Here is a 20140-nt window from a genome sequence, read left to right as displayed (position 1 = left end):
GGTGATTATTCACCCAAACCCATTTCAATATACCCAGTTGGGCAGACGTCTGCGCAAATATGGCAACCAATACATTTGGAATAATCGGTGGCAACATAACGGCCCAGTGTCGCTTGTTTCTTAGGCACGCGATAGACGGCAGTTTGCGGGCAATAAATGACGCAGTTGTCGCACTCGAAACACATACCGCAGCTCATGCAACGTTTAGCTTCACTAACCGCATCAGCTTCTGCTAGTGGATTCATGCGTTCCGCAAAATGTCCCAACACTTCTTCAGCCGTTGGTACATCTTCAGTGCGCAGATTACGTGCTACGCTGTTGAAATGACCCAAAAATAAATCTTTAGAAGGCACGATTACATTTTTAGAACGGTCGTCGTAATTGTGAACGGCATATTGCGCACCATCTGTACCACGCATATCTTCCGCACGACTGGTTTCGTAACTCAACGGGTCTAAACCAGCTTCATGTAGCTTTTCCATCAAGTCAAAGTGATGTTTATCAACTTTTGGACGCTTTTTAAACTCTTCAGCACGCAAATACTGGTTGATCGTTTCAGATGCAATTGATGCTTGGCCAATGGCAGTGGTCAACAAATGCGGACGTACTGCATCACCAGCAGCAAAATGCCCCGGTTTGCCCGGTACCTGATACAGTGCATCGGCATTGATTTGATTACGCCCATTATTGAGACCTTCAATACCGTCCAATTTACCGAATTGACCGATAGCCGCAACAATAAGATCTGCTTCAATAATGGTTTCTTTGCCGCCCTCTTTCGCTTGCGGCATATTACCTTTCATAACGCACTCAACCACTTTCAAGCCGATCGCACGCCCATCCGCTCCAAAAACAATCTCAGTTGGCATCACTTCTGTCAGGATGTTAACACCCTCTTTCAGAGCATCCTGTACTTCATGCTCCGCAGCAGTCATTTGATCGAGAGGAAACAAAGTAGTCAAAGTAACAGCAGCAGGTGCTTTTGCGCCTACGTCACCATGAATTACTTTGCCAGTCGCGGCATCTTCAGCGTTTTCAGCGTAGTTAGCCAAAGTACCAATACGACGAGAAACAGAAACAACATCGATGGAGGTATCACCACCGCCGACACACACTACGCGGGGTGCAGTGTATTTCATCGTGCCTTTGTTGTACGCTTCAAGGTAGTCGACAGCAGATATGCAGTTTGGTGTTTCGGCAAATTTGTCAACAAACAAACCGCGACCACTCCAGCAACCAACTGTCCACAAAATTGCGTCAAAATCGCCTTCCAACTGTTCGACAGTGACGTCTTTACCAACAGTGGTGTTGCACTTAATCGTGATTTCACCCATATCGATGATACGTTGCATCTCTGCGCTCAATTTGTCACGTGGCACGCGGTAGCCCGGAATACCGTAGCGCATCATGCCGCCCAGTTCAGGGTGCTGTTCAAAAACAGTGGATGCATGACCCATACGACGCAATTGGTAAGCAGCCGCCATACCAGCGGGGCCGCCCCCGACGATCGCAATTTTCTTACCACTCAATTCTGCGGGTGCTTCAAATTTGAAGCCAGCCGCGATTGCACTGTCACCTATGTATTGTTCGACAGCGTTAATACCAACGAAATCATCAACATCGTTACGGTTACAACCCGTTTGACAAGGTGCTGGACAAACGCGACCCATCATTGATGGAAATGGGTTAGCGTTGGTAGAGCGGCGGAAAGCGTATTCCTGCATGGTCATACCAACGGGTGGCTTTTCAATACCACGCACAATTTGCAACCAACCACGAATATCTTCGCCAGATGGACAGCTACCTTGGCAAGGTGGCGTTTTATGAATGTAGGTAGGGCATTTGTGGCTAGTATCGGCGACAAAAATGCTGTCGTGCATACTGCCCCACTCATTATCACCGTCTTTATAACGGCGGTATGTAAGACCATTACCTTTAAGTTTGCTATCGTGAGCTGCGGTTGCCATGCCTATCTCCTGTTGATTTCAATCCACTCGCGGCGATGCCGCGAGGAAATAAATGCTTTAATTAGTCTTCGTCGCCGTCTTCATCGTCGGGACGTGCCTGCACAGATACTTGCCGTTGCAGGACAAGCGCGTTGCTCACCAATTGGTGAACGCTAACAATTTGATCCATCGTAAAACCGTAGTACGGTAATACCTTGGTGAACTGCGATTTACAAATAGCGCAAATTGCTGCCATGTGTGTGACACCGTTATGCGTGGTCACGTGCTTAAGGGCTTCCGCACGCGGCTGGATACCTTTGACACGAATCTCCATCAAGTCGTCTGTCAACAAACCGCCACCACCACCACAACAGAAAGTTGCGTCGTTAATGGTATCAGCGGGCATGTCCACAAAGTTATTACACACCGCACGAATGACATTGCGGGGAATGTCAAACTGACCACCGGGGTAATCACCCATACGACTGCCGCGTGCAACGTTACACGAATCGTGGAAAGTTAATACTTTGTCGTCATTCTCTGTCTTATCAATTTGCAAGTTGCCAGCTTGGATATGGCTCCAAGTAAATTCCAAAATGTGTTGTGGAACAGGGTAGCGTTGATCCAAGAAATCAAATGGTCCCGCCAAAGTATTCAGGAAACTGTATGCCACACGCCATGCGTGCCCACATTCGCCAAACACAATGCGCTTTACCTTGTGCTTGATAGCAGCTTCGCGAACTCGCAAAGAAACCCGACGCATGGTCTCGTAAGAACCGATGAACATGCCAAAGTTACCAGCTTCTGAAGCGATGGTACTCATCGTCCATGTCACGCCGGTTTCATGGAACACTTTCGCGTAACCAATCAAACCATCGATATGCGGCTCAGCGAAGAAGTCCGCTGAGGGTGTTACCAGCAATACTTCCGCACCGTCTTCATCGAGTGGGAAACGGACTTTAATACCCGTATCCATTTCAACGTCTTCTTCCAAACCTTCTACTGTGTCGAAGAGCGCCGGACCGGGCAGACCGAGGTTGTTACCGATCTTAAAAACTTTACCGATGATTTCGTTACAATACTTTTGACCGTAGCCAACGTGATCAAGAATCTCACGAGCAGCCATTGAAATTTCAGCCGTATCAATACCGTAAGGACAAAATACAGAACAGCGACGACACTGTGAGCATTGATGGTAATAATTGTACCAATCAGCCAATACCTCTTCAGTCAAATCAGTTGCACCGACCAACTTGGGGAAGTATTTGCCCGCAAATGTGAAGTAACGACGGTAAACCTTACGCAACAAATCTTGACGCGCCACCGGCATATTTTTCGCATCAGACGTGCCGATAAAATAATGGCATTTATCAGTACATGCACCGCATTTAACGCAAATATCCAAAAACACTTGCAACGAGCGATAGCGACTTTTCAAATCAGCCATTTTATCAAGGGCGCGTTCTTTCCAATTAGGAACTAACGAACCTGCCGCATCAAAATCAGCCGGAAAGTTTAATGCTGATTGGAAATCTGGCTTAGCAATGAAAGGCCCCTTGCTCTCCATTACGCCTTCGCGTACAGCAGGAACTTCGCAATAGCCTTCACCTGTCAATTTTGGAACTTCGTAATCAGCCATGGTATTTACCTCTTATTTCTTCAGCTCGCCTAGGTAATTTTTACCCTGACGCTCCAATTCTAATGCCCAGCCGGATACATGACGTTTCTCACGTGGATTGTCCACTTGATTACGGGTCGGGCTAAAAAATATGCCCGGTGCGTGTAACAGTTTGCTGATCGGAAAAATAATCATCAATAACGCAACCAATAACAAGTGCACTAACACAATTGGATCAGCTGGCAAACCTGCCTCTCCAAAGAAACCAAAAGTTAACATGCCACCAAAAAATACTTTAACCTGAGTAACATCTGCGTGAGCCACAAAACTCATCATCAAACCACTAGCGCCGATCGCAATCAACAAAGCTAACATTAGATGGTCAGAAGGCGCTGAAATGTAACGCACCCGATCCACTAAGAAACGACGCGCCCACAAACCGGCTAAACCCAATACCATGGTAATACCTGCGTAGCGACCAAATGGCTGCATAAACACCAGAAATTCATTCATATCCACAAAATAGCGACTGTGACGAACCAGCACTAACCATAATGAAATGTGGAACAGAAACGCAAACAACCACAAAATTTTATTTGCACGAAACAAACTTTGAAAAAATACCACTTCACGGAACATGCGCCATACAACACCGCTCTGCGTAATCGGTGCAGGTGTGGTTGGAATTTTCAATGGGGCCGGGGTATTCCAATATTGACGAACTTTTGCAGCCACACCGCCAATTAAAATTAACGTTGCGACCCAAAACAACAGTCCGTAAAAAATACTTACGAAAGTCACTGCGTACTCCTGAAGTCATTAGTCTCTCTTCTGAAAACCTGTCAACAACAGGGCTTAAGAAGAGGCTCCGGCGAACCGGAGCAACTCTTATAGCGGTTAAGCTATTACACGCAACCAGTAGGTTTAGGCAGACCGCCGTACTTACACGCTTGCTTGCCAGGACCGTATGGGAACAGGCTGTACAGGTACTTGGAGTTACCTTTGTCAGCGCCCAAACGCTTGCCTACTGCTTTAGTCAGAACGCGAACCGCTGGAGCGATTTGGTATTCTTCATAGTATTCACGCAGGAAATTCAGGATTTCCCAATGTTCAGAAGTCAGGGTTACGTCTTCGCCTTTAGCCAGAATTTCTGCAACTTCTGGAGTCCAGTCGGACAAGTTTTCCAAGTAGCCTTCTTCGTCCAGCGGAATATCTTTACCGCCAACGTTAATTGATGCCATGAGATGGCCTCCTATCAAAAATGTTAAAACTTACAGCCAGCTTTGGGTAGTGTCGTTATTTGCTGTCAGGTCTACAAAACCCGCGTAATCAACGCTCACAATCCCATCTATTGCTTTGCCTTCCAAACCACGTGCGGCTAAATCAGCACCTAGCACGTACACAGTTTTATCAGACATAGCAGCTTTCACCTTATCAGCAAAGCTTGACCCGTCGACTGCACCAACCACGGCATCTTCGATCATCAGAATCGAATCGCCTGCCTTGGCATGAGCCAAGCAGCTTGCAAAAGCCACACGTTCAAACGGGGACTTGTTGACAATATGTAACATAGACATGTTCAAATCCTCCGTTAGAAGCTCAAAATTACTTCTTGCTCTGCCATCATTGCAGCCATTTCCTCACGGTTGACCAGAATAATAGAGGGCTTTTCAGCATAATCGTCATCAGCGTCTTCGTAAGTGAGCTCCATCAGGTCATCAACCGTCAGGCCTCGTTCTGTCAAAGACTCAGTAGAGACGTATAACTTAGTAATGTCGTAGTCACCCAAAGCACGGAAAGTCGGAGAAAAATTCTTCATGCCGGTTTCCCTGCTGTTTTGACCTTTAGTAATCTGGTAAACACCGTCGTCGATGAATGCCAAACTAACATTTTGCTCAAACGCTGCGGAAATCAGTACGACTTCCAAGGCTTCCAGTGCGTAGACCGTGCCGTAAGGAGCTTTGCGGTTTACAAACAAAAAATTCTTTGTAGACATCTTTATCAGCTCCTTAATCGCCAAACACGACTAAACGATCAGACTGGGTACCGCCTTCAACCAACTGACCCAAGCCCGAAATACGGAAACCGGGGGCAATGTTGTTAGCATCCAAACCTTGACGCTTCGCTTCATCGGCATCCATCAAACCGCGACGTTGAGCCGCTGCAATACAGATAACCAAGTCCAAACCATGCTTTTCAGCCAATTCTGACCAAGATTTCTGGATCAGGCGGTCGTCAGCCGGTGGGACGCTCAGACGTGTACCGTTGTTTACGCCGTCATGGTAGAAGAACACACGAAAAATCTTGTGTCCCTTCTCCAATGCAGCACGGGCGAACTGAAGTGCAGTATCAGCAGACTGGTGCTGATAAGGGCCTTCGTTGACCAGAATTGTGTATTTCATTCCGTTCTATTCCTCGTGCCGCTTCGATCAGAAACGGATATGCGTTGAAGAGTTCAGGTTGGCACGCGCACCACGCCAGTTGTCGATGTGGTACTTCGTGAATGGCAGACCCGTCACTTCAAAGAAACGCGGCCAGCCGATACGCTCAACCCACTCGTTGATACGCTCCCAATCTTTCGCACCTGCTTTGTAGCACTCCAGAATCTTTTTAACGATTGCGGTCGCTTCAGGCCAACGTGGTGGGTTGTTCGGGATACCCGCTGCCACCAAACGTTGGAAAGTAGGCTTGCCACGTGCGTTGGAGTGATTACCACCGATCCAAACAGCTAACTGAGTCGCTTCGTGGTCATTGATTTGCATTGGCGGGCATGGTGGGTAACAAGCACCACAACAAATACACTTCTTCTCATCAACTTCCAAGGAAGGCTTGCCGTCAACCATCGCCGGACGAATCGCCGCAACCGGGCAACGCGCTACAACAGAAGGACGCTCACACACATTACCAACCAACGCGTGGTTGATTTTAGGTGGTTTAGTGTGTTGCACGTTAATTGCGATGTCACCTTGACCGCCGCAATTAATCTGGCAACAAGACGTCGTGATGTGTACGCGGTTCGGCATGTTCCATGCTTTGAACTCAGGCAGTAACTCATCCATCATCGCTTTCACAACACCGGAAGCATCAGTTCCCGGAATGTCGCAATGCAACCAACCTTGAGTGTGGGACAGTGAAGTAACCGAGTTACGTGTACCACCAACAGGGAAACCAGCGTCTTCTAATGCTTTCACCAACGGCTCTACTTTATCGCCGTCAGCCAATTGGAATTCGATATTGGAGCGAATGGTAAAATGAACATAACCTTCGCCGTAAGTATCACCAATATCCATCAGCTTGCGCAGGGTAAATACGTCAAGAATACGTTGAGTACCCGCACGAACAGTCCAAACCTTCTCACCTGTTTTGGATACATGAACCAAAACGCCTGGGCGTGGGTCTTCGTGATATGCCCACAGGCCGAAATTACGGCGCATAACTGGGTGCATGTACTGGAAACCGTCCGGGCATCCAGATTCAATAGGATCGCGCATTTCTGGTGCGGCCATGTGAAGCCTCCGTCAAACTCAAATTTATCAATAATCTGGGCAACAAGGCAGGGTTAAACACTGCCCTGTTGCAAAGTGCCGTCTTAGGCAGCAGCAGCCATTTTCTCTTCGCGCTTGCGGTTGAACCAAGCTTCAGCAGCTTCGTCCCAACCGTCAGTACGCACGTAAGAAACGTTACGTGGTTGCTTGATCATGTTTGGATCTGGGTCGATACCGATACCTTCGAGGAAATTCACCAGACCGATACGCTCAATCATTTCGCCGCAACGCTCGTGTTCCAGACCATTTTCAGCCCAGAAGTCAATGATGGAAGCAGCCAGTTCAACGATGCGCTCGTAATCTTCTTCGGTATCAAGCTTCATGAAAGGAATGACTACTGTTCCCATCAAGTCGCCAATTTTCAGAGTACGCTTACCGCCGATCAGAATGGTTACACCCTTATCATCACCAACTTGCAGTGCTTTTGGCATAACGTTCAAGCAATGCATACAACGTACACAATTGCTGTTATCCACAGTGAGGGTATCATCGTCATTCAGCTTCAGTGCTTGTGTTGGGCAGCGGCTGATAACGTTGTCAAACATGTATTGACGACCCGCAGAACGATCACCTTCTTTGCCAATTTCTTTGGCTTTCTTCATGATCATTTCTTTAACGGCTTCTTGGTCGACTTTCATGTCATCGCGCCAAGTACCAATTACCGCAAAGTCGGAACGCTCAATCGCGTTTTGGCAATCGTTCGGGCAGCCGGAAACTTTGAACTTGAACTTGTAAGGCAGTGCTGGGCGATGCACGTCATCCGTGAAGTTATTCATCAGACGGCGATGAATCGCGTGTTCGTTACAGTTGGACATTTCGCAACGTGCCGCACCCACGCAAGACATACCAGTACGCACGCAAGGACCTGCACCGCCCAAATCCCAACCGTATTCGTTGATTTCATCAAAGAAATGTTGGAAATTAACGCTGTTCGCGCCGATGAACATGATATTGCCGGTTTGACCGTGGAAAGTCTGCAAACCAGAACCCCACTTCTCCCAGCTATCCGCCAATTGGCGTAACATGTCGGTGGTGTAGTAGTTGCCAGCCGGTGGCTGTACACGCAAGGTGTGGAATTCTTTGGATTCCGGGAACATATGACCGACTTCAGAGAAGCGCGGGATAATGCCGCCGCCGTAACCGAAAACAGAAATGGTACCGCCTTTCCAGTAGCCCATTTTGGTTTCGTAAGAATGTTCCAACTGCCCCATCAGGCCGTTGATAGTGTTGCGGATGCGCTCATCTGGATGCTCATCACGCAGTTTCTTGAAACCGCTGATAAAGCTAGGCCATGGGCCTTCTTCCAGTACATCCAGCATCGGCGTTGGATAATTATTCGTTGCCATACCTGCCTCCTCAGTAAACGATTGCAATGGCGCTTTCTCTTAACCAGCTCTACAACTCAAATGGTCAAGTGAAAGATCAAATCAAAAACGGGTCACGTAACGGTGTTCGCGCTATTTGCGAGTGGGCTAAGTGTATGCGTCATGCCTGCATCATAGAATCTCACCCATGGGGTGTTAGCTGATTCCATGCTGTATCCCTAAGGGGATAGGCACCTCACATAATCAAAAATAGTCCAGCACCGGAGGTACAATAGCATATTCAGATTTTTTAATATTGCAAATAGCTATACGAACTATCCGTCTTTGCCGAGGTCTGCAACATGCACAACTCTCCTTTCAATATCAAGGCGTTAACGCACTATCAAGCATGGCGCGATAAAAAATTAGCGGCTTACCCATTGCGGCCGGAAGCGTTGATGACGACGATTGAAGACCCTGAAAACCCTAGCGAGACCGAAATAGCGCAACTTCAACAGATTTGCCGTGAGCACAATCTCGCGCTGTACCATTTTGTGCAAGGCGACGGGCGCAGCAAGCGTCACGTCCACCGTTTAGGGCAAAAAGTGGGCTTGTTGCGGCTGGATAGCAATTTGTGCGCGGATGAAGATAGCCTCACGTCACTGCACGTTACCGCACACGCGGGGCAACACGATTACATTCCCTACACCAATAAACCACTGAGCTGGCATACCGATGGTTACTACAACTTGCCCGAAGCACAAATTCACGGCATGTTGCTGCATTGTGTCCAACCTGCACTCGAAGGCGGTGAAAGCTGGTTGCTGGATCATGAAATTGCCTACATTTTATTGCGCGATGCTAACCCTGATTACATTCACGCCTTGATGCACCCGAATGCCTTCACGATTCCTGCCAATGTATTGAACGGGGAAAGCATTCGCCCCGAACAATCCGGCCCCGTGTTTAGCGTCACCGCTGCGGGGCATTTGCACATGCGCTATTCTGCCCGCCAGCGCAATGTGATCTGGCGCGATGACCCGATGACACGCGAAGCCGCCGATTTCCTATTGAATTTATGGCAACAGGACTCACCTTACAAAATAAGGTACACATTGCAGGCGGGCGAAGGCTTGTTGTGCAACAACGTGTTGCACTGCCGCACCGCATTTAAAGACAGCGACGACCCGACACAAACCCGCTTGCTATACCGTGGGCGTTATTTTAATCGGGTCGCAGAACCCAAGGAGACCCTATGCTCAGTTTAAGCCAAATTTTGATGGTAGACGGCGACAAGATCAGCAACTTCGAGGAACTAAAGCAAATCGTGCAGCAACGCGCGTTGGAAACCGGCTCGATCTTTTTCCAGATTGATATTGAGCCACCCGGCTACAAAGACCGTCCTGACGATTGGTACGACCAGTTGGAAATCACTTTTTCGTCGGCGAGGTGAGCGATATGTTTTGGCAGGAAGACGAGGATAAAACCCTCCCCTATCAAGCACCCGATGACGTGCTGGACGTGAGTTTCGCCATTGCGTGCAAGCAATTGCCGTTGGATCATGCGTGGGATCTGGCACAAGCCGTTCAGCAAGCCCTGCCGTGGTTTGCCGATGAAATCGTCGCGGGAGTTCACCCGATTCACGTTGCCGAAAGTGGCAATGGCTGGGAACGCCCGGATGATGCCGCCAACCAATTCCTGCTACCGTCGCGGCGCACGCGAATGTTTTTACGCATTCCCAAATCACGCATCTTCGCAACGCAGGCACTGTCCGGCACAACGCTGGATGTGAACGGCTACGCGATCGACTTACGGGATATGAAAGAAAAGCCGTTCGTACACACCTCGGTCATTTTTGCGCGGTATGTGTTATCGGATGAGGCGGAAGACGAAAATAGCTTTTTGCAGCGCATGGCGACAGAAGTGAAACGGGTTGCTGATTTCAAAGTAAAAAAGATGTTATGCGGCAAAAGTCATACATTACGCACGCCAGATAAGGTATTGCATACTCGGCATTTAATGATCGCTGACTTGGATAGCGCCCCCTCAATCCGCTTGCAACAATACGGTCTGGGTGAAGGACGCAAACTGGGTTGCGGGCTGTTTATGCCGCACAAAGGCATCAAAACCCTAAAACCAACGGAATAGTAATGCACCTTTTACCCTATCCCTTTTGAGGAATAGGAGATGCACCGCTTTTTCGTATAATTTTGCGGTCAAGAATTTCATCGAATGCATGAGGAACAAAACATGGCTTACGAAGTAAATGGTACAACCATCGAAACCACCGAAGCAGGCTATTTGGTAGACCTGAACGATTGGAACGAAGAAGTTGCCAAAGTAATTGCTGCTGAAGAAGGCATTGGCGAGTTGACTGAACGTCACTGGGATGTTCTGAATTACCTGCGTGACCAATACATTAATAATGGCGGTACACAGCCAATGGAACGCATTATTCAAAAGGCGATGGCTGAGCAATGGGGCGATAAAAAATTAACCAGTAAAGACATGTACACCCTGTTTCCACGCGCCCCTAGCAAGCAAGGTTTGAAAGTGGCAGGTCTGCCAGCAACTAACCGCAAAGGCGGCTATTGATTATTACCCGAAAGGGGGTATTCCCCCTTTTAGGTGAATCCGTTTATCCTGTTGTCAGGAATTGATTAATTTAGAGAGGCATCGGACATGAGCACTAAGCAAGAGCTGATCAGCGAAATGATTGAAATGCAGGCAAAATTCACGGCTTACGAACAGTCGGGCGCATTCAGTGCTGAAGAATACTACGTTGGTGAGTGGAAATCTTACCGTGAGCGTTATCAAGAATTGGCTAACGAAGTCCGTGAAATGGCTTCTAAAGAAGCAAATTTCTGGAAGTAAGCTGTTACAGCTTTTGACATGTAAAAGCCGCTACTCAGCGGCTTTTTTTATTGAGTGCACTCAAGACATCCGGGCTTGCCTACCGAACGCACCTTGCGTACTTGAGCCCATACGCCAAAATTTGATTCGTGACGCACCTCTAAAATACTGACGAGATCACCTTTTTGAAAGCCTCCCATTGTACGGCTGCCATAAGGTTGATCGTAGATGCCGTGGATTTTTTGAGTGCGATATTGTTCGCCCACAATAGGTAAACCACTGTTGGATGCCAGATGTAAACGCTGACCATGCCAGCCTTGTTCACGCAACTCTCCTATGTAAACCCACACAACGATGCCTACCGGCAGCGGTTTGCCGCGTTGTATCTCCTCAGGCATTGCCACAGGTTCTGCCACTGCCGCATTGTGTTGAACTTGTGTCACAAACAGAGGGTTATTATTGCTCGATACCTGCTCATTGAAAACATTGTCGCGGTTAGCTTGCGCAACGCGCTCAGCGTCACTGAGTTTGGCAACCTTAACGGTCTTAACCACCTGCTTCGGTTTCAATACTGCTTTGCGCTTTGCTACAACCGAACGCGGCACTGATGCCGTGGAAAAATCTTGCCCCACCCGTGAAGAAGCGGCGATAGTTGAACGATTCAATACAACAGGAGCAGGCATTATCGAAGCAGATGCAATCACGGGCGGCGGCGGCAAAGGGATACGACGGGTGCGCAGCACACGCTGAGTCTTAACGTCTTGCAAAGTGCTGGCTAAAACAGAGGGAGCAGGTGGCAGCATTTCAGTTGCTTCCAATGCATTAAGGCGCTGATAGAAATAACCCAAACCTGCCAAAGTGCTGGCTTGCACAGCAGCGATTGGCCCCCATATCACCAGATGTTTAGCGTGACTTCTCCACCACGGCACTCTTTTAATCACTAATTGCCCCATGCAAAACTCCTTGTAAACGCATCTACTTTACTTCCCCTTTTTCCGCTAAAAAAACCAGGAGGCAAACTGCGTCCCGGATAAAGAATGAAATTTTCCTGCTTAGCGGTAGGGTAGCGTCAGCCGTTACACTTCGCTCCACATCCGTAGCAAATTAATATGCACGGTGCTAATGCTGGCGGCCTCATCGGACTGAGGCAACTTTGCAATCACGCTTGCGCGAGCTTTGGCTAATTGATAGAGCAACTCACGTTGCTGCGGGTCTTTCACCAAACTTTGCGCCCACGTCACCGCCACTAAGCGGATGCCTTTGGTCACTTCCGCGACTTTGTGCCAACTGCCAGAATCATACACCACCGCATCACCGGCTTCCCCGCGTATTTTTTCTTCCCCATAAGCGGTACGGATGACGATCTCACCACCCTCGTAATCGTCGTTGAGAAAGACGGTGGTGGACACATCGGTACGGTAACGCCCCGACATGGGCCCCATGACCGGATCATCCACGTGAAAACCATACGTCATTCCCGGCAAATAACGTGCATAAAACGCCGTCGCCACCCGTAACGGCATTACCGCCGCCTGATATTCCGCGTGTTGTACCAACGGCGACATCACCATCGCATTCAAACGCCGGTGCAACGGGCTATTCGGGGAAAGCTCTTGGTTGTATTTCACTTTTGCCGCCTCCATCCCCGCCGAAAAGCGCCCATCCACGAATTCACCCGTGGCAAGCAACTCCTGCACTTCTTTCACACGTTGCGCATCAAGGACATTTTTAATCAGTAGGAGCATGGCATTTCCTTTCAAAGCTAGAATCGGGTAATCTGCCCGCAAGACAGAAGCATAGGTTAAAGAGTGATGCAATTACGGATACAAATCAACGACACCACCCGCGATATTGACGTGCCGGATTTTATGTTGGCGGAAGGCGAAGATTTTTTCGCGCAGATGGATCAGGACATGAGTAAAGGCTACCAAATGAGCCGCAAGTGGGTAGATAAGCCGGATCAAGAACAGCGCTGCCAGATCGTAGCCGATAAAATTCTTACCGCTCTTTCCAACGGCAACCAAAAAAGCGGCACACTCATGGCGGCTTACATCCTCAAACGGATGCCGCAAATACGCGAAGTTCACATGAATACCGAAGGTGACATGCAAGGGCATGAATTGCTCTAAAGTTTCACGCGAAAATGACCCAAGTCGTCGCAATGTATTTTGCCCCCGATTTCATCAACCCGGCACGGTGCTCGTGTGTCCAGAATGGCGGAAACAATACCAATTTGCCTTTTTCCGGCTGCACGCTCAGTTGCTGAAACAAGAAATCGGTCGCGCCACCTGCCGCCACCGGCACATCGTTTAAATACCACAAAGCCACCAATTGGCGCATTGCGAATTGGTGGCTGCCACCGTCAATGTGCCAATGGTAATACTCGCCCGGCTGATAACGTTGTAAATTGTAGCCCATGTCCTTAAACGAGCCTTGGAAATACGGAAAAGTCTCGCGAAATTCACGTAACGCCAATGCCAGAGAACGGTGCAAATTATTATCCACATCTTTCCAATGCGGTTTATCGTCGCCACTAACGAAAATATCAGTGGTTTTTTTCACACTTTGGTTACTGCCCATGTCTTGACCGATGCGTCCGGCGTATTGGTCGGCTAGATTCTGCTCAAAACGTGCTACCATGTTGTCGCACAAAAACCCCGGCAACGCATCGCGCTTTTCAAAAACAAACGAATTCGGCGCTAATTCACGCATCACACAACCCACGCATACATTTAGAAATCATTTTTAAATTTTACGCGACTCCGCCTATACCTGCCATATTCACCACAGTGCGGACGCAAAATCTCCGCATTGGTCAGTTTTTTGCTGGAACAAAGCCACCCCTAATGCCACACTTACCGCAAAACCTTGTCAGGAAGACCTCATGCCCATGAAGAAAGTTGTCCACATTAAAACCGCGCCCACTCAAGCGTCGCTATCGCCCGCGCAAAAGAAATTCAACACCCTGATTAAAAAAATTGACGCGCAGAAACAACTACTCGCGGAATGGCAAGAAACCTTCGAGCGCTGCCGCACCGATGCCATCGACAAGCTAGAACCATTAAAACAAACCATGCGTGAACAACAAACCGCAATGGCACACCTGCTGGATCAGCAATTTACGGCGAATAAGTTCAATAAACTGCAACAAGAAAAACTCACGCACTTGATTACAGAGCTCTGCGAAGCATTGCTCAGAGAGGCCGACAGTGCTGAGCTGAAAGCCATGTACAATAAGTACACTGCCAGTGACTACGATACCGAAGCAGCGGAAGAACAAGCGCAGGCAAACGCCTTCATGAAATCCATGCTCGAAAACGAGTTTGGTGTTGAGTTAGACCCTGACGAATTCGACCCCAATAATCCACAAGCCACCGCAGAACGCCTATTTGAAAAAGTCAAACAACGCGAAGCCGAAGCCGCTGCTACTGAGCAACCTCAGCGCAAAAAGTCCGCCAAACAATTAGCCAAAGAAGCGCAGGAAGCAGAAGAAGCCGCCAATGTCAGCAAATCCATTCAAGCTGTTTACCGCCAACTCACCAGTGCTCTGCACCCCGACCGCGAACAAGACCCGGTAGAACGCGAGCGCAAAACCGAACTCATGCAGGAAGTCACGGTCGCTTACGCGGGTAAAGATTTGCTGAAACTGCTGGAACTCCAACTTGCGGTTGAGCAAATCGACCAAAGCAAACTCAGCAGCCTAAGTGCCGAGCGCCTCAAGCATTACAACAAAGTCCTCAGTGACCAACTGGCTGAATTACAAGAAGAAGTCATGCTGAAAGAAGACCAAATCCGCATGATGCTGCACCTGCCACCGTTTGAACCCCTGTCACCCAAGCGTTTGGTGATGATGATTAAAGAAGATGTCCGAACGTTGCAGACGGAAATCAAGCGTATTCAGCAAGATTTGCGGCTACTTAAAGACGTGAAAAACCTAAAGTCATGGCTGAAAGGTTTCCGGCTGCCACAGCCAGAATTTGACCCCTTTTTTGATGGATTTCCGCCGTTTCGTTAATCATGAGTAACCTGCAATGATCCGCGCCCTCTTCATCTGTACCCAAAACCGCTTGCGCAGCCCGACTGCTGAACAGGTTTTTTCTAGCTGGGCAAATGTGGAAACGGATTCTGCGGGGCTGGGCAATGATGCCGACGTGCGCTTATCTGTCGAACAAATCGAATGGGCAACACTGATTTTCGTGATGGAAAAAGCCCACCGCAACAAGCTATCGAAGCAGTTTAAGGCTCACCTGAATGGCAAGCGGGTTATTTGTTTGGATATTCCTGATGATTACGACTATATGCAGCCGGAATTGGTCAGGCTGCTGGAAGCGAAAGTGGGTGCGTTTCTCAGATAAATGACTGCTAACATTTCAATCTCCCTCAAACTTGAGAAATCAGTACCTTTCCATCATTTCAAAATCCAGAACCTGCCCTAAAATATTCTTCTCCCGCTTGCTGTCATATACCTGCCAGCTTTTTGAACGTTTCAATATCGCGGTCTTTAGGAGTAGCGGTACAAAGGATAGTGGCATCCGGTTTCAGGTGATCATTATAAAAAGCAAAGGCTTGGGTTTGTGACTTAAACCCATGATGGGCTTCATCAATCACACAACCGATAAAATAACCATCCGCACGGACGGCTTGCAGCAATTCATCCAATCCCAATTGGGTTTCGGTGGTTGTCCGACTTTTGCGACTTTCCTTGTTGGAAACCGCAACGCTACCCCATGTGCCAACAAAGGCATCCCCAGAACGCAAGTTTTCGATAAAACGCTCATTAGCAAGGGCTTTGAGACGCAAATTCAGAAACTCGGTACGGATAACGCTGCTGGTTTGCGCCACGACCCCGGAAAAAGGCGCAAACCCTGCCCCTTGGCAAACCGCTCAATCAAATAATCCGGGATTTGCTCAACCGTCACATACTCAAAAGGGATGCGCTGCATCACGCCGTTGCGTTGCCATGTGTAAAGTGTGGTGGGTTTAGTATCACCTTGCAATAAGGTATTGGCTTGCTCAATGATGTCCGGCGTGGATTGCTGCAAGTACAACATTCGGTGTTGATCTGTTTCGACGCAATGGATTGTTTTATCCGCATCAAAAGGTTCAACCGCATCAAACGTGAGCAATTGCAGGGCAAACCAAATTTGGTCATGCCGAATGTCGGTTTGGAGGTGACTTTGCGCAATCTTGACCGCCTGTAAATACGCAAACGAACCACCTAACCCAGTCACGTTTTGTTTACCGACGCTGTAACCTTCAATCACGCGGCGCAACCGTTGGGCACACACATCCCGACACACATTTTTCTCTGGCTCTTTATCCGTTTTTTCCGTGCTGGAAACCAAAATGAACTGTCTGTTACCATTGTCTATGTGGTTTTGTTCTAAAACCGCTTGCGCGGTTGTGCCAGAGCCAGCAAAAAAATCTAATACAATGTCAGAGCCATTGTTGGATGTGCATTGTTCAATTAGCAATCGAATAAGACTTGGCGGCTTGGGATAAGAAAATACATTTTTACCCATGATAGAGCGCAAAGCTCTAGCACCCTCATCGGCCCCTCCAACGGATATTTCATCTTCAATAATCTCCGAGTTTGGCAGAATAAAGCTATTAAATGGTGTGCGGCTGTCACCGAATTCACTGGCATATTTTTTACGTTGCGGCTTACCAATGCCAATTTTCTTCCCAACCCAAAAATCCAAGTCAGGCATATCCTCAAATAGGAATGATGTCCCGTTGGTACTGGATGGAACACGTTTTTCTCGTATGGCCGCAATAAGCTCATTTTTGTTATCAAACGCCATCCAACCGCGACAGGGGAAAGTAATTTCACCTGCTTTAATTGCCGCATGAGTACGCTCAAGACTCCAGCGCCAAACTTGATCAGGGTTTGCCGGATACCACACATCATTCGCGGCATCGTGGATAGGGTAGTAAAGATTAGGGCGCTCAACGAATGTTTTGTTGCACTCCATTGGGAACATGCGCCATGCACCGTCAGGGTCTTTGTCGGGGTTTTTATAGGCTGCAAAAGTACGATCTAATCCATTCATGCTGAATTTTGGATTAGCGTAAACCAATACGTATTCTTGATTGATAGAAACACCAGCGCCTTTAATATCGTTTGAACCCGCTCGGCTGCGCCAAACCAACGACCCAACCCGCATTCCTTCCGTGAAAACTTGGCGCATCAACATGTCGAGCAAAGCTTGGTTATCGTCGTTAATCGAAACAAGGATAACGCCATCATCACGCAGCAAATCCTTAACAAGAGTCAGTCGTACAAACAAATATTCTAACCACACAGAATGCCGATAAATGTCGTCCTGATCCACGAAGCGGTCATTATAAATAAAATCTTTGTTACCCGTATTGTACGGTGGATCGATGTAAATGCACTTAACGCGCCCCTGAAACGTCATGCGCAAGTAGCGCAACGCATCAAAGTTATCGCCCTCAATCAGCAAGTTGCGGTAAGGCGTTTGCCCACACGACCATTCTGGGAGCAAATCCATCAGCACAAAATCGTCGTTTAGCGCATTTTCGACTTCCAATTCGTTATGTTCCCACACCAAACCCAATTTGCGGGTACGGTCACGCTTTTCCAACAAGGCAATCAGTTGTTCTTTGCTCAGGTGGTCGTATTTGCTCATGCGAATTCATTATCTTGTGTAAGTCAGGACAGCTAGAGTGTACCAAAGTCTGATACATGCGTGTTAAGCAAGCTGTTCACGCATCAAATAAGGCATAGGCTAATGCTGATAGAAGGAAGACTGCTATGCGTACCACGCTAAATCTTGATGATGACTTGCTCCGCCAAGCCTCTGAACTGACAGGAATCACCGAAACAACCGCCCTGCTACGTGAAAGCAAGCGAATCGCCAGCAGAGCTGGCTCCTACAAAGATTGGGAATCTATTTCATGCACGTTCCTAACCTCTCACCTACTGATTTTCTCCAATAATTGACGCGACAAGTAATAGCCATTTGCCGCCATCGCATCTAACAGCACGGCTGCATCACTTATCAAATGCCGCTGCTCTGCTATCCATAACACTTTCACCGTACCGACAAATGCCAACTTGCGTTGCAAAGCTTCGCGTCGTGCCAGCCGATCATCCATAATAAGCAAGGCACTAGGGTTGGTGATAGCAAGCTGCATAGCTTCTTGCTCCCCTTCACCGAGACTCACCGGAAAATCCTGTGGCGGGGGTACTGTCATCACTTGCAGCCATCCTTGTTGCAAAGCGGTAGCAATTTGTTGAGCAGCGTCGTCGCTGTGCGCTTGAGATTCCTGCCAAACCGCCTGCGGTATCCACACCGTTTTAAACAGTTGTTGCAGAATCGTTAGCTGATGAATGCCCGCAAATGCCAATAACGGGCTGGTATCGCTAATTATGACAGCCATGCAGACAAATCTTGGGTTTCGTGGGCGGTAGTTTCATCAGGTCGAGCAATCTCAATCCCCAGACTTCCCAAATGCTTGATGAAAGCACCCATGTTTAAGCCGCTGATCCGAGTTGCTTTGCCTAATGACATCAAACCATCACGAAACAAACTGGCAGCGAGTGCCGGGCGCAAACCGGTCGTAGTGTCACTGAGAGTTTTATCCAGATGTATCAACAGTGCGTCAGGCTCATCCCCTTTTAACACCAACACGGGGGCTTCACGGGCATGGCGTAATGCCAGTGAAGGATTTTTTTTGAGTTCACGGACATTGGTAGCGTACATAGCGGCATTCCTAAAGTATTTGACCCAGTGTAGTCCACGCTATGAGTCCACGCAAGATACCATCGCCTCAATCTCCGCCAACGCCGCCACACCCTTAGCCTGAAACACCGCCAACGCCTCACGCCCAACCGTTGCCCAATGCTCGCGCCCCCACTTGGCATACGCCGCAATCTGCTCCGCATCGCCCGTCTCATGCCAATGCTGATACGCCGCCACTAACTGCGGCGCGAGTTTCTTACGCATCGCCGACAAATTGCCGAAGTAGAAATGGATGGAAGCCGCATTCCCCCGCGCCAGCAATTCCGGCAAAGTATGCAAACAATCCGCCAACAAATCGCGCACCGCCCGCAACATAATGTCAGCGTGCGACGGCGGCAGCGCAAACAACATCGTTTGCCATTCCGCATCACCCAATGCTTGCCCCGCTTTCACTTCGCCGATTTCGTGCGCAATCACCGTTTGGATTTCAGCCGCCGCCATCGCATCCAACGCCGTTTCCACATCCGCATCGAAATCGTAGTGCGCCAGCGCCCGCCCCATTGGGTTATCCAAACCGCTCCAACGCCATTCATCGACCTTTTCCCACAACATGCGGCGCAAGGATTCCCGGCGGATAAAAACGTGCTTGCCTTGATTCATCGCAGGTGGCGCTTCCACATCCCGCGCCAGTTCGCGCCCCGCTACCAACAAGGTGTAATCGTCTTGCTCGATCACTTGCTCCAATTCCGCCAAGAAAAACAGCGGGCGGCAACGCCGACCATAACCTGCGCTGTAGACCAAGCCCGCACTATTCAACGCAGCATTGATTGTTTCATTGGCAAACGGATCGTGTTCGCCGCTGCCATTCAGCGATAACGGCGCGTAATCTTGCTCATCCAACGCATCCCATACCGCTTCACGCTGGGTAAGCCATTCGCCCACGTCATCGCTAATCACCACATCGCTGAGACGAATGCCTTTTTCCCAGCGGTAAAATTCGCGCATTTTCAACAGGTACACGCACAAGGTATAATCACCCGCGTGGCGTGCGTCGGCAATGTGGCAATTGCGTTGGATGGTTTGAATCAAATCATGATGCTGTGTGTGCATAAACCTACCTCGTTCGTTTTACCCGATAATAGCAAGATTCACCCCACCATTCGCA

26 protein-coding genes are annotated in these 20140 nt (G+C 48.7%); 9 read left to right on the top strand and 17 right to left on the bottom strand.

Annotation, left to right across the window (positions count from 1 at the left end; genetic code table 11):
- Positions 1-5 precede the first annotated feature (5 nt).
- The 9 genes from L3K52_08895 to dsrA form a co-directional block, all read right to left on the bottom strand.
- The gene (locus L3K52_08895; GenBank protein UOG93822.1) at positions 6-1967 is read right to left on the bottom strand and encodes an NAD(P)-binding protein; all 1962 of its coding nucleotides are present in this window, start codon (positions 1965-1967) and stop codon (positions 6-8) included.
- A gap of 61 nt (positions 1968-2028) precedes the next feature.
- On the bottom strand, positions 2029-3585 hold the full coding sequence (locus L3K52_08890; GenBank protein UOG93821.1) for a (Fe-S)-binding protein: 1557 nt from the start codon (positions 3583-3585) through the stop codon (positions 2029-2031).
- Positions 3586-3597: 12 nt separating this feature from the next.
- Positions 3598-4365, bottom strand: coding sequence for a respiratory nitrate reductase subunit gamma (locus L3K52_08885; protein ID UOG93820.1), 768 nt, complete (start codon positions 4363-4365; stop codon positions 3598-3600).
- Positions 4366-4469: 104 nt separating this feature from the next.
- The gene (locus L3K52_08880; protein UOG93819.1) at positions 4470-4805 is read right to left on the bottom strand and encodes a TusE/DsrC/DsvC family sulfur relay protein; all 336 of its coding nucleotides are present in this window, start codon (positions 4803-4805) and stop codon (positions 4470-4472) included.
- A 30-nt stretch (positions 4806-4835) separates the two neighbouring features.
- Entirely contained in the window at positions 4836-5141 is a 306-nt protein-coding gene (gene tusB, locus L3K52_08875) for a sulfurtransferase complex subunit TusB (protein ID UOG93818.1), read from the bottom strand.
- Between the two features lie 14 nt (positions 5142-5155).
- Positions 5156-5560 (bottom strand): sulfurtransferase complex subunit TusC, encoded by a 405-nt coding sequence (tusC, locus tag L3K52_08870; protein UOG93817.1) that lies wholly within the window; start codon positions 5558-5560, stop codon positions 5156-5158.
- 13 nt (positions 5561-5573) lie between these two features.
- Positions 5574-5966: a sulfurtransferase complex subunit TusD gene (gene tusD, locus L3K52_08865; GenBank protein UOG93816.1), complete on the bottom strand. Its 393-nt coding sequence runs from the start codon at positions 5964-5966 to the stop codon at positions 5574-5576.
- A 27-nt stretch (positions 5967-5993) separates the two neighbouring features.
- Complete coding sequence (gene dsrB / locus L3K52_08860; GenBank protein UOG93815.1) at positions 5994-7070, bottom strand: dissimilatory-type sulfite reductase subunit beta; 1077 nt, start codon at positions 7068-7070, stop codon at positions 5994-5996.
- An 83-nt stretch (positions 7071-7153) separates the two neighbouring features.
- Positions 7154-8455, bottom strand: a complete 1302-nt coding sequence (gene dsrA / locus L3K52_08855; protein ID UOG93814.1) for a dissimilatory-type sulfite reductase subunit alpha — start codon at positions 8453-8455, stop codon at positions 7154-7156.
- 320 nt (positions 8456-8775) lie between these two features.
- Here dsrA and L3K52_08850 point away from each other — a divergent pair, with 320 nt between their 5' ends.
- The 5 genes from L3K52_08850 (at position 8776) to L3K52_08830 (ending at position 11287) form a co-directional block, all read left to right on the top strand.
- Entirely contained in the window at positions 8776-9681 is a 906-nt protein-coding gene (locus L3K52_08850; protein ID UOG93813.1) for a TauD/TfdA family dioxygenase, read from the top strand.
- Positions 9669-9866, top strand: a complete 198-nt coding sequence (locus tag L3K52_08845) for a hypothetical protein (protein ID UOG93812.1) — start codon at positions 9669-9671, stop codon at positions 9864-9866. The genes L3K52_08850 and L3K52_08845 overlap by 13 nt, the downstream gene beginning before the upstream one ends.
- A gap of 5 nt (positions 9867-9871) precedes the next feature.
- Positions 9872-10561 carry a type I-MYXAN CRISPR-associated protein Cas6/Cmx6 gene (gene cas6 / locus L3K52_08840; GenBank protein UOG93811.1) on the top strand — a complete coding sequence of 230 codons (690 nt, stop codon included), beginning with the start codon at positions 9872-9874 and terminating at the stop codon, positions 10559-10561.
- Positions 10562-10663: 102 nt separating this feature from the next.
- Positions 10664-11008 (top strand): TusE/DsrC/DsvC family sulfur relay protein, encoded by a 345-nt coding sequence (locus tag L3K52_08835; GenBank protein UOG93810.1) that lies wholly within the window; start codon positions 10664-10666, stop codon positions 11006-11008.
- 87 nt (positions 11009-11095) lie between these two features.
- Positions 11096-11287: a hypothetical protein gene (locus L3K52_08830; GenBank protein UOG93809.1), complete on the top strand. Its 192-nt coding sequence runs from the start codon at positions 11096-11098 to the stop codon at positions 11285-11287.
- Positions 11288-11334: 47 nt separating this feature from the next.
- Here L3K52_08830 and L3K52_08825 read toward each other — a convergent pair whose 3' ends face one another.
- Positions 11335-12219 (bottom strand): hypothetical protein, encoded by an 885-nt coding sequence (locus L3K52_08825; protein UOG93808.1) that lies wholly within the window; start codon positions 12217-12219, stop codon positions 11335-11337.
- 123 nt (positions 12220-12342) lie between these two features.
- Positions 12343-13011, bottom strand: a complete 669-nt coding sequence (locus L3K52_08820) for a Fe2+-dependent dioxygenase (protein UOG93807.1) — start codon at positions 13009-13011, stop codon at positions 12343-12345.
- A gap of 66 nt (positions 13012-13077) precedes the next feature.
- On the opposite strand from L3K52_08820, the gene L3K52_08815 reads away from it, so the two are divergent.
- A complete protein-coding gene (locus L3K52_08815; GenBank protein ID UOG93806.1) occupies positions 13078-13395 on the top strand; it encodes a hypothetical protein in 318 nt (105 codons plus the stop codon).
- A gap of 4 nt (positions 13396-13399) precedes the next feature.
- Here L3K52_08815 and L3K52_08810 read toward each other — a convergent pair whose 3' ends face one another.
- Positions 13400-13978, bottom strand: coding sequence for a 2OG-Fe(II) oxygenase (locus L3K52_08810; protein ID UOG93805.1), 579 nt, complete (start codon positions 13976-13978; stop codon positions 13400-13402).
- A 172-nt stretch (positions 13979-14150) separates the two neighbouring features.
- Between L3K52_08810 and L3K52_08805 the strand changes: the two genes are divergently transcribed.
- On the top strand, positions 14151-15281 hold the full coding sequence (locus tag L3K52_08805) for a molecular chaperone DnaJ (protein UOG93804.1): 1131 nt from the start codon (positions 14151-14153) through the stop codon (positions 15279-15281).
- A gap of 16 nt (positions 15282-15297) precedes the next feature.
- A complete protein-coding gene (locus tag L3K52_08800; protein ID UOG93803.1) occupies positions 15298-15621 on the top strand; it encodes a low molecular weight protein tyrosine phosphatase family protein in 324 nt (107 codons plus the stop codon).
- A gap of 103 nt (positions 15622-15724) precedes the next feature.
- Here L3K52_08800 and L3K52_08795 read toward each other — a convergent pair whose 3' ends face one another.
- Both L3K52_08795 and L3K52_08790 read right to left on the bottom strand, forming a co-directional pair.
- Positions 15725-16108 carry a hypothetical protein gene (locus L3K52_08795; GenBank protein ID UOG93802.1) on the bottom strand — a complete coding sequence of 128 codons (384 nt, stop codon included), beginning with the start codon at positions 16106-16108 and terminating at the stop codon, positions 15725-15727.
- The gene (locus L3K52_08790; protein UOG93801.1) at positions 16069-17919 is read right to left on the bottom strand and encodes a site-specific DNA-methyltransferase; all 1851 of its coding nucleotides are present in this window, start codon (positions 17917-17919) and stop codon (positions 16069-16071) included. The genes L3K52_08795 and L3K52_08790 overlap by 40 nt, the downstream gene beginning before the upstream one ends.
- Positions 17920-18044: 125 nt before the next feature.
- Between L3K52_08790 and L3K52_08785 the strand changes: the two genes are divergently transcribed.
- Entirely contained in the window at positions 18045-18233 is a 189-nt protein-coding gene (locus L3K52_08785) for a type II toxin-antitoxin system VapB family antitoxin (protein UOG93800.1), read from the top strand.
- On the opposite strand, the gene L3K52_08780 is transcribed toward L3K52_08785, so the two are convergent.
- The 3 genes from L3K52_08780 to L3K52_08770 are packed head-to-tail and all read right to left on the bottom strand — an operon-like array spanning position 18206 to position 20085.
- On the bottom strand, positions 18206-18673 hold the full coding sequence (locus L3K52_08780; GenBank protein ID UOG93799.1) for a DUF3368 domain-containing protein: 468 nt from the start codon (positions 18671-18673) through the stop codon (positions 18206-18208). The two genes, L3K52_08785 and L3K52_08780, sit on opposite strands and share 28 nt — an antisense overlap.
- On the bottom strand, positions 18661-18996 hold the full coding sequence (locus tag L3K52_08775; protein UOG93798.1) for a UPF0175 family protein: 336 nt from the start codon (positions 18994-18996) through the stop codon (positions 18661-18663). Before L3K52_08775 ends, L3K52_08780 begins: the two co-directional genes overlap by 13 nt.
- Before the next feature lie 39 nt (positions 18997-19035).
- Complete coding sequence (locus L3K52_08770; GenBank protein ID UOG93797.1) at positions 19036-20085, bottom strand: hypothetical protein; 1050 nt, start codon at positions 20083-20085, stop codon at positions 19036-19038.
- Between the last annotated feature and the right edge of the window lie 55 nt (positions 20086-20140).

It is taken from the genome of Candidatus Thiothrix sulfatifontis (assembly GCA_022828425.1).
Lineage (GTDB): Bacteria > Pseudomonadota > Gammaproteobacteria > Thiotrichales > Thiotrichaceae > Thiothrix > Thiothrix sulfatifontis.
The sequence above is the reverse complement of the archived record's forward strand: the minus strand, read 5'-3'. Positions and strand labels throughout refer to the sequence as shown.